We start from the raw sequence: 13,462 nt of genomic DNA, 5'->3' as shown, positions 1-13,462 counted from the left end.
GCCTCGTTCGGCAAATTTCGGCAGCATTTGCGAGCTCGCCCGATGCACTGTATGATGTCTATGCTTCAGGTTAATGGGATCCCTTATGTCTGAATGCCAAAGTAGAGGATCACCATCAATGACAATAATCCCTCTCTTTCTGCCATGACGCGGCTGGTCGCGTTCGCAATTTTTCCGCGCTTCCAGCTCATGGATGTGGCGGGACCTATTGCAGCCTTTGACTTTGCTAATCTGGTCTCGCCTGGCGCATATGTCCTTACTCTTTGCGCACCTACAAGCGGCGTTGTCAGGAGTAGCGCCGGCGTTTCACTTGAGGCAGAGGCCTTCGGCTCTGGCCCTTTCGACACCGTGATTGTGTCCGGTGGATATGGGTTGGGGGACATGGACAGCATTTCTGCGGTTGCCCAGTGGCTGGCGCGCGAAGCTTCCACTGCGAAACGCGTAGCATCCGTATGCGTAGGATCCTACGCGCTTGCCGAGGCCGGGCTTCTAGACGGGATCCGCGCCACGACGCATTGGGGCTGGATCGATGATTTTGCGCGCCGCTATCCCAAGGTCGTCGTTGATCGAAATGCTGTGTTCCTCCGCGAGGACAAATACTGGACCTCCGCAGGAATAAGCGCAGGTATCGAAATGGCCATCGCGCTCATCCAGGACGATCTTGGCCCGGACGCCGCTCGGGCGGTAATGCACGAAATGTTTGTTCATACCCGCACCGCAGAGGGTCACGTCGAGCCTTCGTGGCTCCAGGCGACTGGTTGTGCGTCCAAGCGGTTCGATGCGTTGCGCATGTGGATGCGGGCGAATGTCGCGAAACCCATGTCCGTCGATCTGCTGGCGGAGAAGATGAGCATGAGCCCCCGCACATTCGCCCGGCTTTTTCGTGAGGAGACCGGAGTGACGCCCGCGAAGGCTGTTGAACGTATGCGCCTCGAGGCTGCGCGTGCAATGCTGACAACCGGCGCCGCCTCGATCGAATTTGTAGCAGAAGCCGCCGGGTTTGGAAAAACGGAGCGCATGCGGCGCGCCTTTCAACGGTTTTCGGGAGAGGTGCCCAAGGCCATTCGTCAGGCTGCGCGCACTCTTGCCAACGAACCGGATCCGCTGGCGCAAGTGCTGTGGATACCCGCCACCTCTGTCACGCGAGATTAAGCCGCCTGAAGACAGGGCGGCGGCAACTCAATGCCGTTCACCCGTTTTGCTTCCTACAAGCGTACCGTCACGACCTAGGAGCGAGTAATGAGACCTTTGCTCGGGTGGGCGTAGACAGGCCCGTCAAATGCCGGTTCTGGGTGACCGGTGTTCTCAGGCCACGGCGGTCCATGGCATGGACTTGTAACGGTTTTGCGCCGGTCACCTATCTCATTATGCCACCTTGGCCTCAAAGGCGATTGGGCTGATCCCGCCCAGATATGAATGGCGCCGCCGTGAGTTGTAGAAGCCATTGATGTACTGAAAGATGGCGGCCTCTGCTTGCCGCCGGGTTGGCCAGCTCTGCCGCCAGATCATTTCCGCCTTCAGGGATTTGAAGAATGTCTCGACGGCGGAGTTGTCGTAACAATTGCCTTTGCCGCTCATGGATGGACGCAGGCCGTAGGCCTGCAGCTTCTTTTGGTAGTCATAGGAGCAATATTGGCTGCCGCGATCGGAATGAAAAATGCAGCCATGCGGCGGATTGCGCAGGCGCACCGCCATATCCAATGCCCGGATCGCCAGATCCTTCTTCATCCTATCGCTGACAGCCCAGCCAACGACACGGCGGCTGTGCAGGTCGAGGATGACGGCAAGGTAGAGCCAGCCTTCCGATGTCCAGACATAGGTGATGTCGCCAGCCCATTTGCAATTTGGCGCATCGGCGGCAAAGTCGCCATCCAACCAGTTCGCTGCGACACCCAAGCGATGGTGGCTGTCCGTCGTCACCTTGTGTTTGCGTGTGCGGACCGGCTTGATCCCGTTGATCCGCATGAGGCGGCCGACCCGACGCTCACCAACATCAAGGCCCGCCTCCTTGAGTTCCATCGTCATCCTTGGACGACCGTAGCTGCCAAGGCTGAGGCTATATTGTTCCCGAATATGGGCCAGCACCCTCATGTCTGTCCGCTCCCGATGACTTACTGGACGCGAGCGCCAGGAACGATAACCGCGCTCGCTCACCTGAAGGACACGGCACATCAGCTCCACCGGCCAACGATGCCGCCAGCTGTGCACAAAGGCGAACCTCACGGCCTTTGGCTCGCGAAGAACTGAGTCGCCTTTTTTAGGATTTCCCTCTCCTCCCGAAGCACGCGGTTCTCAAAGCGAAGCCGTTCATTCTCTCGTGCCAGATCTGCCTGCGGCGCTGCCACCAGGTCCGATGGACGATAATGCGAAACCCATTTGTTCAGCGTCGACTTGCCGACACCCAAATCTGACGCGACGCGTCCGCGCGACAACCCGCTGGTCAGCGCAATGCGCACAGCCTCCTGCTTGAACTCTTCACTATGCTTCATCATCTCGTCGGTCTCCTTGAACGAGCCTTAAACTCTCAAGTGACCGGCACAAAACCGTTACAAGTCCAACACCAAGCGTTCCGGTTCCAGATCGACCTGGCTCTCGAACCAGTCGTGGCGCTGCCTCAGGACGTCGGGGCGGTCTTGCTCGATGGCATGCCCAGTCTTTTTTTGCGCGTCATGCCCCGCCGCGCGAAGAAGCGGTGCAGCCCGGCAACCGATACCGTCAGACCCGCTTCGGCCAAGGCAATGCGCAGCTCTTCGAGCGAGATGTCCTTGCGCGCCTCCCATAAGGCCAGAATGTCGGCCGCTCGCTCCTCCACTCGGCGGGATCGCATGTCGCCACCTTGCGGCTTGGAAGCAAAGGCACCCGTCTCGCGCCTCTGCGCATGCCAACGGATCGCCGTCGATGGCGCCACACCAAACCGCACCGCCGCCGCTCGGCAACTCAGCCCGCCATCAACCGCTGCCAGAAGCCGGACGCGCAAATCCATAGAGAGAGGGTGACCCATCCACGCTGGCCTCCTTCACCAGCACAGATTCTGAATCACAAATCAGCCCGCAAAGGAATCCCTCATCGATTCAAAGCGGTCGAAAACCGCTCTAACAGAAGTGCCCGCTTCTTTGAGCGCGCGATCGTCATCTTCGACACCCGTACAGGAACTGGTAAACTGCCTCTGTTGCGAGTTCACGCTGTTCGCGATGTTCTGGCGGAACGAAGATAAACCGCGTCCCAAAGCTCGCAAGCACGAAAAAGCGCCAGGGTGCCCGAGCGGCTACTTCCTGCTTGATCACCAGATCGCCCAAGCGCTTGAACACTGGTGAGAGAGCCTTGAGCACAGTGTCGGTGAGATAGCCGTATATTCTACTTGTCATTCCAGGTCTTTGCCCAGCGTGGATTAGCAGCTGTCTGTGTAAGTCTAGGTTCTCCGGAATTAGAAACCGCTGAAGTAGTTGCAAAGCTAGTTCAATCAAGGCCTCGTGTACCTGCCCGCATTGTCCCTGGGGCACAGTAAAGCCTCCATAAACCCGATCGACGACCCTGCCTGCGCTTGCAAGGAAGAGGTTCTCCTTTGACCCATATTGTCGATAGAGTGCGTTTCTCGAGACACCCGCCTTCTGCGCAACCACACCCAAACTTGTGTCATCATAACCGTGCGCTCCGAACTCTGCCCAGGCCGTGTCAAGCATCCGGTCCCATACTGCAGGAGAAAGGCGTGTATCCGCGAATGCTTCGATAATGCGCCGCGGCTTAGCGTCGGACGGAGTGGGGTCGCCGCTGAGGTCAACCCTGGATAGTTCATCCCCCGCGCGAAACCGAGGCGCGGCATGCCCGTCCAAGAAGAGACCAGAAACCTCCCACGCTAATTTCTCTCGTTCTTCCGACGAGAGTGGATCCGCTCCCAGCATGAATCGTAACCCATCAGTGGCAAGATGACCGAACCTGATGGCGGCCAGATGAGCGTCGTCGAATGTGAGGCGGTGGTCCTCCCGATGGTCTTCAAGGTAGCTTGCCACCAACGTCCGTGATCTCGCGCGGTACACGGCCCCAGATACTTCGGGGTGCAGCATCGAGGCGGCTAAGGCGGCCCGGAAGAGACCTAGGCTCTGCGCATCCAGATGCATATCGTAGATGAACCGGGCGGACATATGCAGGAACCGTTGAATGTCGCCACTGCTGAATGCAAGCTTATGGACATCTTGTTCAATTGTCTGCCGGATCGCATCCATCTGCGTGTTGGGCACCATTAGCGATTGCTGAGCGATCTCGAGGAAGATCCCCTGTCGATCCCTAAAATGCTTGTAGAAATCGCGCTTGCTCGTCCTCGCAGCGGCGACGATTGCATCAACACTCGTTCTGACGAGGCCGTTTCGCAGGAACAGCGCCTCCGCAGCCGCCATTAGCCGGTCGCGCGGGGTACCACTATGCTCCGGTATGCTCTGCTTCGCCGCTCGCAATCCCAAACCCCTTCCGCTTCAGCCTTATCGCAGTCCGTATGCGGAAGGCCCGCAAATGGCTATTGCAAAGTTGGTACATCTCTGTACCGTACCACTTATAGGCCGGGCGAGCCAAGCACCTGGTGTAGGCGAGCGGGGAGGACACAATGCGAGCCATGCAGCTCATAACCGGTATGTTTTTCGTGGTGGCTACCGCGGCCAACGCCGAGGCGGCGCAGGCTGATGTCGCCCGCGGGAGACCGATGGCAGGACACAATCCCGAGAGTGTCGCTCACGCCAGTAAGCCGAACATCATCTACATTCTCCTGGACGACACGGGGTTTGGCGACCTTGGAAGCTTCGGCTCAGAAATCGCTACGCCGAATCTCGATCGGCTAGCTGCCGAGGGGCTGCGCTATAACGCCTTCCACACGCGGGCGATTTGCTCACCCTCGCGCGCCGCATTGCTTACGGGGCGCAACAGCCATTCGGTCGGCATGGGCAATCTGACTAATGTGGTAACTGATGCGCCAGGGAAGCGTGGCGAGATCAGCCATGCTGCGGCGACGATTGCGGAGGTTTTGCGTCCGGCTGGCTACAGCACCTTTGCCGTCGGTAAATGGCATCTCGCTCCCATGTCGGCGGCGCACGGCGCGAACGACAAGAGCCAGTGGCCGCTCCAGCGCGGCTTTGACCAGTATTTCGGCTTCATTGGTGGCATGGCGGATCAGTTCCACCCAGAGTTGGTCATGGACAATACGCTTGTGCCTGCGCCAAAGTCTCCTGATTATCACTTCACGACGGATATGGTCGACCGAAGCATAGGCCTAGTTCAGGCTGTGAAAGCGCGCGACCCCGAGCAGCCGTTCTTCCTCTATTTTGCACCCGGTGCAACTCACGCGCCGCATCAGGCGCCGGCACGATTTATCGATAGGTATAATGCTGTCTACGCGGAGGGATGGGACCGCATTCGTGCAAAGCGCTTTGCACGACAGAAGCAGTTCGGCCTTATCCCGAAAAATACGAGGCTCCCGCCCCGCAATTCCGATGTTAAGCCGTGGGATAGCTTGAGCCGCGGAGAGAAGAAGGTCGCCGCCCGGCTTCAAGCTGCATATGCCGGTTTTCTCGAGCATACCGACGCTGAAATCGGGCGGCTGCTGACCTTCCTCGACCGCGCAGGGCTCCGCAACGACACCATCATCGTCGTGATGTCGGACAATGGTGCTAGCCCGGAGGGAGAGGCGCACGGAACAACCAATCTGACGTTCAGCGTCGCCAACACAGCACGAGCAACAGAGGCGCTGGATGATCTGGTGCGACGTTTGCCCCAGGTCGGATCCGATCGCACCTACAGCAACTATCCGCTGGGCTGGGCAATGGTCAGCAACACACCGTTCACCCAGTACAAGCAGAGCGTTAACGAAGGAGGCTTACGGGCGCCTCTTATTGTTTCCTGGCCGAAGGGTATTCAAAAGAAAGGCGCGGTACGACCGCAGTTCGTAGATATCATTGACATCACACCGACCATACTCGACGTGGTTGACGTGGAGGTCCCCACCTCTTTCCGAGGCGTTGCGCAGCAGCCGCTCGAAGGCGCTAGTATCGCCGCGACGTTTGCCGATCCGGCGGCGCCAGAAGCGCGCCGCGCGCAATATTTCGAGCTGTGGGGGCAACGAGCGGTTTGGCACGAGGGCTGGAAGGCCACCGCATTGCACATTGCCGGACAACCATTCGAAACGGACGCATGGGCGTTGTATAATCAGCGGAATGATTTTTCTGCCTCCCGCAACGTAGCCGGCAGACATCCACAGATAGTCGCCAAGCTCAAAGAAACATGGCTGCAAGAAGCCAAAAAGTACAACGTTCTACCGCTGGACGACCGCGGCCTCCGCGACCCGGCCTTTCACAAGGCTCTCAAAGCACCGAACGAGTACCGGTATTTCGCCGGTACACAGCAGATCCCCTCTGACGCCTCACCACGCGTTCTGAATAAGTCATTTGCTGTAACCGCTTTTGTCGATCGAAAGGACTTAAACGCCGAAGGCGTCCTTATAGCGTCAGGTGATCGATTTGGAGGCTACGTATTCTACGTCAAGGAAAACCGCCTTCACTTTGACTTCAACGACTTTGGTAAGCATTTGGTCGTCACTTCTAGCGCGCAGGTACCCATCGGACAATCGCAACTGGGATATCGGTTCGAAAGAACCGGGGACTTTGTAGGCAGGGGTACCCTCACGATCGACGGGCGATCCGTTGGCAGCATGGAGCTCAAGTCAACGCCGACAGTGTCTATCTCCTGGTCGAGCACGGACATTGGTCTCGATGTCGGATCACCAGTTAGCGACGCCTATGCGGAAAAGCAGGCGTTTGCGTTTCCGAAGGAGCAACTCAAGGAAGTCGTAGTCAACACCGATTAAGTGAGCCGCCTGGCGGCCAAGCCGCACATAATAAAAGAGATACAGGAGAGTGGTTGTCATGCATAACAATGACGAGCATGGAAACGCGGATCTATCTAATCCTGATGCCCGCTGCCGCCGTTCACAGAAGACCGTAGGGAGACGTGTTGGCGCTGCCAAGTCTCCTCGGCATATTCTCCCTCCATGGTGCAATCCATCGCCCGATGTCCGTCTTCAAGTAGAACTGGCTGAAAGCCGGAACTCATCGCCGTTGATCAGGCAACCTCTTTCACATCCTGGTAAGCAGAATCCGGAAAATTGCGGCTGTGCGGCACCTCTTCCTGGGGGTGCCGGGGCAAAGAGGGGACGTCTCATGGGTGCACATATCGCGTCGCTCGGGGTGGCGTCGCTCGCCTGTGCCATGTTGGCCTCCCAAGCATTGGCGCAGAGCGAGCCCGCTCCAAACTCCGCTGTCGCGGAACTCGCACCCGGTGACATCGTCGTTACCGCGCGCCGTCGCGAAGAGACCGCGCAGAACGTTCCGATCGCGCTGACCGCGATCGGCGGAGCGACGCTTGAGGCACGGGGCAGCTTCGGACTGCAGCAGATCCAGCAACAATTGCCGAGCATGTTGATCTCGGTCGTCAACCCGAACAACACCAACGTCAATATCCGCGGCCTCGGCGCCAATGCCCTGTTCAGCAATGTCGGGCTGGAGAATGGCGTCGGCGTCCATGTCGACGGCGTCTATCTCGCCCGGCCCGGCCAATCGACCTTCGAGCTGGTCGATCTCGATCGCATCGAGGTGCTACGCGGGCCGCAAGGCACGTTGTTCGGGAAGAACACCACCGCCGGCGCAATCAACATCATCACCCGCGCGCCGACCTTCGAACCGGAGGCGATGGTGGAAGGCACGATTGGTAGCCGCGGCACCTATCGCGGGCGGCTGAGCCTCGCAGGACCGCTAAGCGACAGCGTCGCTGCGCGCGTGACGCTTTCCCATGGGGAGCATGGGGCGTATGTCCGCAACACGATCAGCGGGCAGGGCGTGAACGAGAGCAACAATGATTCGGCGCGGGCGCAGCTTCTGTTCCGTCCGAGCGAGACCTTCAGGCTCCGCCTGATCGCGGACTATTCCAGCCTTCAGGACAGCTGCTGCTATGCCGTGATCCCCGACCTGATCGATCGCCGCGTGGATGGCACCCCGCTCCCGCGGCCATTTCTCACCCGGGCCGCTCAGGTGGGTTATACGCCGCTCCCCGTGGATCCCTTTGCCCGGCGCAACGACGCCAATCGACGGCAGCGGATCAACATGGAGCAGTACGGCTTCACCGGCGAGGCGGTGCTTGAGCTGGACGGCGCTGCGATCACCTCGCTCACCTCATGGCGGCGGTGGCGCTTCGATCCGCGGGTGGACGCGGACGGTATCGCGCTCGATATCTTCTCACGCGCGCAGCAGGTGATCGACGACCACCAAATCTCGCAGGAGCTGCGCATCGCCTCTACCGGCGAGCGGACGTTCGACTATGTCGTCGGCGGCTATTTCTATGACCACGACGTGGATGTCAATCAGCTCACTCAATATGGGCCGGATGCACCAGCCTTCGCGCTCGGCGCCGCCAACGCGATAAACAACGCGGCCCTGAACGGCTTCACCGTCCGCAGTGTCTCGACTCTTCGCGGACGCAGCTACGCGGCGTTCGGGCAGGCGACGTGGCATGCAACCAAGGCGCTCGCGGTGACGTTGGGCCTGCGCTACAATGACGAGACCAAGCGCGGTGTCTTCAACCAGACGACGTCGGAAAGCCCCGACATCTCCGGCTTGCCCGACGCGATCCGAGTCCCAGCGCAGGGGATCCGCAATAATTTTGGGCTCACCAACGCCTATACGGCGCGGACGCACGAGAGCAACGTGACGGGCCAGATCAACGTAGCATACAACTTCACGCCGGAAATCCTCGCCTACGCGACCTATGCGCGCGGCAGCAAATCCGGCGGGATCAACCTTACCAACGTTCCGCCCGGCGTCGCGCCGACGGTGGGGCCGGAGACGGTCGATCATTTCGAGCTCGGAGTGAAGAGCAGCCTGCTCGACCGGCACCTGATCCTGAACGGCGCGATCTTCAACACCACGATCAACGATTATCAGACCACCATCCTCGACCCGTCGCGCTCGGCCAGCTATCTCACCAATGGAGGCAAGGTCCGATCCCGTGGGGCGGAGCTCGAGGTGCGCTATATGCCGAGCCGAGCCGTCAACCTTTACGCCGCCGCCACCTATGTCGATGCCGAATTCCTGTCCTTCAGGAACGCTCCGTGCGCACCCGAGTTTTTCGGACTGCAGACCGTTTGCGATCTCACCGGGCGACAGATCCCGGGCGCGCCGCGCTGGTCCGTCTCGGCGGGCGGCGACGTCACGGTGCCGCTGAGCGGCAGGACCGAGGGCTATTTCGGCGCCGATTACAGCTATAAGTCCAGCTACAACAGCAGTTCGAACCTGTCCGCCTTTACGGTCGTCGATGGCTATGCACTGGTAAATGCACGCGCCGGCCTGCGCTTCATGGACGGTGCCATTGACGTTTCCGTCTTCGCCCGCAACCTGTTCAATAAAAACTACTTCACGAGTCTTGCCGTCGCCGGGTTCAACGCCGGCCAGATCACTGGCTTCCTGGGAGAGCCGCGCATAGTCGGTGTCACCCTGCGGGCCCGCTACTAGATGAAGCCGTCGGTCGGACAGGATGACGCGCAGGCGGCGCTCCGCGCGATCCCCGGATGGCGCGGGTGGCTGCTGATCGCGGTCATGCTGTCCGGGCCGCCACTGATGGCGCTGACGTTCAGCACGATCGCGCCGGTGTTGCCGATGATCGCAGCGCATTTCCGGGGGCAGGCGGGCGGAACGATGCTTGCCCAATGGATCATGACTACGCCCGCGATCGGGCTGATGGTCGGCGCGCCCGCGGGCGGCTGGCTGATCGACCGCATCGGCCCGCGGTCGATGACCATCGTTGCTTTCACCGGCTTTGCGCTCGGCGGCTCCGCCGGGCTGTGGGCGGACGATCCAGTTGTGCTGCTAGCGTCGCGCTTCGTGATGGGCTTTTCCGGCGCGAGCATCGCCACGGTCGCGACTTGGCTGATCGGCGCGCGCTATGACGAGGCCGCGCGCCGCCGGCTAATCGCGGCGCAGGATTCGATAGCCGGCATTGCGGCGATGAGCGCAGTCCTGATCTCCGGTATCATTGCCCAGCCCGGCGGCTGGCGCGCGCCGTTCGCAATCTACCTGGTTGCCGTGCCGCTGCTGCTTGCGGCTGTGGCATCGGTGCCCGCCATTCGCCCGCGCTCGCCGCAAGCCGCGGTCGCGTTTGCCGAGCCGCTGGCGTCGCTGACCTCGCTATGGCCGATTTACGCGATCATCGTCGCCATGGCGGGGCTGATGATGATGCCCGCCACGCAGGTGCCGTTCCTGCTGCACGCGAACGGGATCGAGGATCCGATCATCCGCTCACGCGTGATCGCATGCAGCGCTTTCGCCACGATCCTGGCGGCGGCGGCGTTCCCGATCGTGTGGGGCCGGTTGGGCAAAGCCGGCACCTTCCGGCTGATCCTAACCGCCTATCTGTTGGGTACGGCCACGCTGTCGATGGTCAGTACGGCCGGCCTTGCCGCGCTCGGCTGCTTCCTGATGGGGCTCGGCACCGGTCTGTTCTCGCCCTTCTTCGCTAGCCTGCTGATCGCGCGCACCTCTCCCGGGCTTCGCGGGCGCGCGATCGGCTTCATGTTCGGCGCCATCTTTCTTAGCGAATTCCTGAGCCCGCTCGTCGTGCTTCCGCTGCGCGCCGCGTTCGGCGTCAGTGGCGGCTTCGCGGCGCTCTCTGCCCTGCTCTTTGTTGCCCTGCTTGCCTCGCTGATCCGAGGAAGCGCTTTCGATCAATCTACGAGCAGCCAGTGCCCTTGATCAACACATCAACATCGAAAGGATGACTATGGCCAATGATAAAGCAGCCCAGCGCCTGCTGGACGGTCGTGCATGGGATGATTTCTGCGAGACGATCCGGCTGACGGGGCACGAGATCGCCCGCTGGGGCGAACTCGACGACCTCGATCGCACCGAGTGGTTTCGTTACCTGTCGCGCAACGTGCGCAGCGGTCTGGAGCGATTCGTAGAGAATAGCGAACCGGATCATCCGCGCCTGCGTGACATTCCGTTCCGCAGCAGCATGAGCGCTACCTCGCCGGATCAGGATCACCTGCTGTCCGAATGGTACGAGCCCGGCTACGAATATCGCGTTTGGGGCAATCGCGGCACGATCGCCTATTTCGTGATGGCCGCCTGGAAGGCCGATCAGGATCGGAACGTCGGCGAGCGAGACTGGGCAGCGGCGGGCGTCGACAGCCTCAAGGAATTTGATCCTGCGATGCTCTACACTACCGCCTTTCTACAGAGCGACGCGATCCACTTCGACGCCGACGGCAATTTCGAGGTCTATTGCACGCGTGAGAAGGTGGAAGGGAAGGACTGGCTACCGATCGACGACAGCACCGTCGGCCTCCTAGTCCGCGTCGTTCACCAGGATCGGCCGAATGAGATCAATCCCGTGATGCACATTGAACGGCTCGACAAGCCCAAGCAGCGGCCGCTCCGCCCGCATGAGCTTGCCACCAATCTCGCCCGTGCGGCGCAGATGGTCCGCGGCTATGCCGAATTGCCGCGCGCCTGGTGGTTCGACAATCTCGGCAACCGCCCCAACCAGCTCCAATTCTCGCGCACCGTCTACCTCAGCAATGGCGGCGTCGCCGATCGCCACCATGCGTTCGGTGCGTGGGACAAGCCGCGCGACATGGCGCTCGTGCTCCACTTCGAGGTGCCGCCCGCGGAGCAGTGGATCTTCCAGCTGCTCAACATCTTTCAGGAGAATCTTGATACCTATGAGCATCTTGGCGGCCACATCAACAAAGCGCGCGCCGTGCTGGAAGCGGACGGCAGTTGCCGGGTCATCGTCGCCGAATCAGACCCTGGTATCGGCGGCAACTGGATCGACAGTTTCGATCACGTCCATGGCACGATGACCCTGCGCTTCATCAAGTGCGAGACGCCGCCCATGGTGCGCGCCCACCTCGTCCCGCTCGACGAACTGCGCAGCAAGGGTGTTTCGATCCTGACGGACGATCGCGCGATCTTGTCCGGGGAGCTTGTGCCCTGATGGCGCCGTCACTCGCGGGGCGGGTTGCGTGGATCACCGGTGCCGGCAGCGGCATCGGGCGAGCCAGCGGCCTCGCCCTCGCGCGCGCTGGGGCCGTCGTGGTGCTGAGCGGGCGGCGCGCAGAGCCGCTTTCTGCAGCGGCCGCGGAGGCTGCGGAAGGCAGCGGGACGGCGGTGGTCGAGCCGCTCGACATCGCCGATCCGGCGGAGGCGCGTGCCGTCGTCGATCGGATCGTCGCACGCTTTGGCCGCCTCGATCTCTATGTCGGCGCTGCAGGGTACAATATCCCGCAGCGCCGCTGGGCGGATCTTCCGGCGGAATCGGCCAACGCGCTCATCGCCACCAACCTGTCGGGCGCGTTCAATGCCGCTTCGGCCGCACTTGCCCCGATGCGCGCCGCTGGCGACGGAGTGCTGATCCACATCGGATCATGGTCCGGCAAGCGCGTGGCGGTCTATTCCGGCCCCGCTTACACCGCCGCCAAGGCCGGCCTGATCGCGATGAACGAGTCGCTCAATCTGGAGGTCGCGCTGGAAGGCATCCGGTCGACCGTGATTTCACCCGGGGGCGTCGACACTCCCCTGCTGGATCAACTGCCCACGCCTCCGGCGGCCGAGGCCCGCGCGCGGCTCCTGCAGCCGGAGGATTGCGCTGATCTGGTCCTCTATGTCGCCGGCCTGCCGCGGCATGTCCGGATCGACGAGATCATGGTCACCCCGACGATCCAGACCGGCTGACTGAATCCGACGGTGCCTTCAGCCGCGAACAGGCTTCAACAGCTCAATCCGCCCACCGCCTGGATCAGGGCCGTGCTGGCCTTGATGGTCGGTGTTACCACATAGCCTCCTCGACGAAGATTTTGCCCAGCGTGGTTGCCTGGCCACGGGCCGCTCGAACTCGTCATCCCAGATTGCCAGGTGCGTGAGGCCATAGTGGTTGAGCTTGCGCCGGTGGTGCGGACCGAGGCAGGCCGCCTCGACGCACTAAGCAGTCCGATGGCATCGCCTTCGGCAAACTTGATCATCTGCGCGCGCAGCTTGATCCCTCGATCCTCGTTGATCGTGCCTAGTAGGTCCGTGCCCTGATTAAACTCCAACTCATCGGCCGGTTAGAAGCCGAACGCTCGACGTACCGCAGCGAAACGTCACCCCCGATATGCAGCGGTGGTTTGTGCAGGTGCTGACTTTTTTTACGGAGAGTGGCCAGCGGCACTTGCCGCTCAACTGCCGGCCGAGGTCGCTCGACGCGGCCTATGCGGCGCCGTTCCTTGCACTCTTCAAGCACAAAGGGCGACGTATATCTGATTAGGGTGGCAGGAAGATCAGCCTGGCGCCAGCGGCGCGGATCAGCTGATGGATCCTGGCGCTCTTGTGGCTGTCGAGATTACACATGACAATGATGACGTCGCCGGGGGACGGCGTCGGCAGTCGCACCTGGCGAG

The 13,462-nt window shown here is 61.2% G+C and carries 8 protein-coding genes and 1 pseudogene; 6 read left to right on the top strand and 3 right to left on the bottom strand.

Annotated elements, in window-relative coordinates; translation table 11 throughout:
* Positions 1 to 144 precede the first annotated feature (144 nt).
* Positions 145 to 1,152 carry a GlxA family transcriptional regulator gene (locus B6S01_RS07395; protein ID WP_081570331.1) on the top strand — a complete coding sequence of 336 codons (1,008 nt, stop codon included), beginning with the start codon at positions 145 to 147 and terminating at the stop codon, positions 1,150 to 1,152.
* 213 nt (positions 1,153 to 1,365) lie between these two features.
* Here the strand turns inward: B6S01_RS07395 and B6S01_RS07390 are convergent.
* From B6S01_RS07390 to B6S01_RS07380, 3 genes and pseudogenes are all read right to left on the bottom strand, one after another.
* Positions 1,366 to 2,492, bottom strand: a protein-coding gene (locus tag B6S01_RS07390; RefSeq protein WP_202819442.1) for an IS3 family transposase whose coding sequence is annotated in 2 segments (ribosomal slippage) — positions 1,366 to 2,261 and positions 2,261 to 2,492 — 1,128 coding nt in all. Because the reading frame shifts where the segments join, the coding sequence is not laid out codon by codon here.
* A 66-nt stretch (positions 2,493 to 2,558) separates the two neighbouring features.
* Positions 2,559 to 3,001: pseudogene (locus B6S01_RS07385) on the bottom strand (IS630 family transposase); the annotation flags it as partial.
* Positions 3,002 to 3,128: 127 nt separating this feature from the next.
* Positions 3,129 to 4,391, bottom strand: coding sequence for a TetR/AcrR family transcriptional regulator (locus B6S01_RS07380; protein WP_051908184.1), 1,263 nt, complete (start codon positions 4,389 to 4,391; stop codon positions 3,129 to 3,131).
* 203 nt (positions 4,392 to 4,594) lie between these two features.
* On the opposite strand from B6S01_RS07380, the gene B6S01_RS07375 reads away from it, so the two are divergent.
* The 5 genes from B6S01_RS07375 to B6S01_RS07355 all read left to right on the top strand — a co-directional run bounded on the left by B6S01_RS07375 (position 4,595) and on the right by B6S01_RS07355 (position 12,758).
* Positions 4,595 to 6,844, top strand: coding sequence for an arylsulfatase (locus tag B6S01_RS07375; protein WP_081570330.1), 2,250 nt, complete (start codon positions 4,595 to 4,597; stop codon positions 6,842 to 6,844).
* Positions 6,845 to 7,196: 352 nt separating this feature from the next.
* Positions 7,197 to 9,539 carry a TonB-dependent receptor gene (locus tag B6S01_RS07370; RefSeq protein ID WP_051908186.1) on the top strand — a complete coding sequence of 781 codons (2,343 nt, stop codon included), beginning with the start codon at positions 7,197 to 7,199 and terminating at the stop codon, positions 9,537 to 9,539.
* Between the two features lie 105 nt (positions 9,540 to 9,644).
* Entirely contained in the window at positions 9,645 to 10,775 is a 1,131-nt protein-coding gene (locus B6S01_RS07365; RefSeq protein ID WP_157704811.1) for an MFS transporter, read from the top strand.
* A gap of 28 nt (positions 10,776 to 10,803) precedes the next feature.
* Entirely contained in the window at positions 10,804 to 12,021 is a 1,218-nt protein-coding gene (locus B6S01_RS07360) for a hypothetical protein (protein ID WP_231567973.1), read from the top strand.
* Entirely contained in the window at positions 12,021 to 12,758 is a 738-nt protein-coding gene (locus tag B6S01_RS07355) for an SDR family oxidoreductase (protein WP_037464297.1), read from the top strand. Before B6S01_RS07360 ends, B6S01_RS07355 begins: the two co-directional genes overlap by 1 nt.
* Positions 12,759 to 13,462: the final 704 nt, after the last annotated feature.

It is taken from the genome of Sphingobium herbicidovorans (assembly GCF_002080435.1).
GTDB lineage: Bacteria > Pseudomonadota > Alphaproteobacteria > Sphingomonadales > Sphingomonadaceae > Sphingobium > Sphingobium herbicidovorans.
Note: the sequence above shows the minus strand (reverse complement) of the source record. Positions and strands in the feature narration are given on the sequence as shown.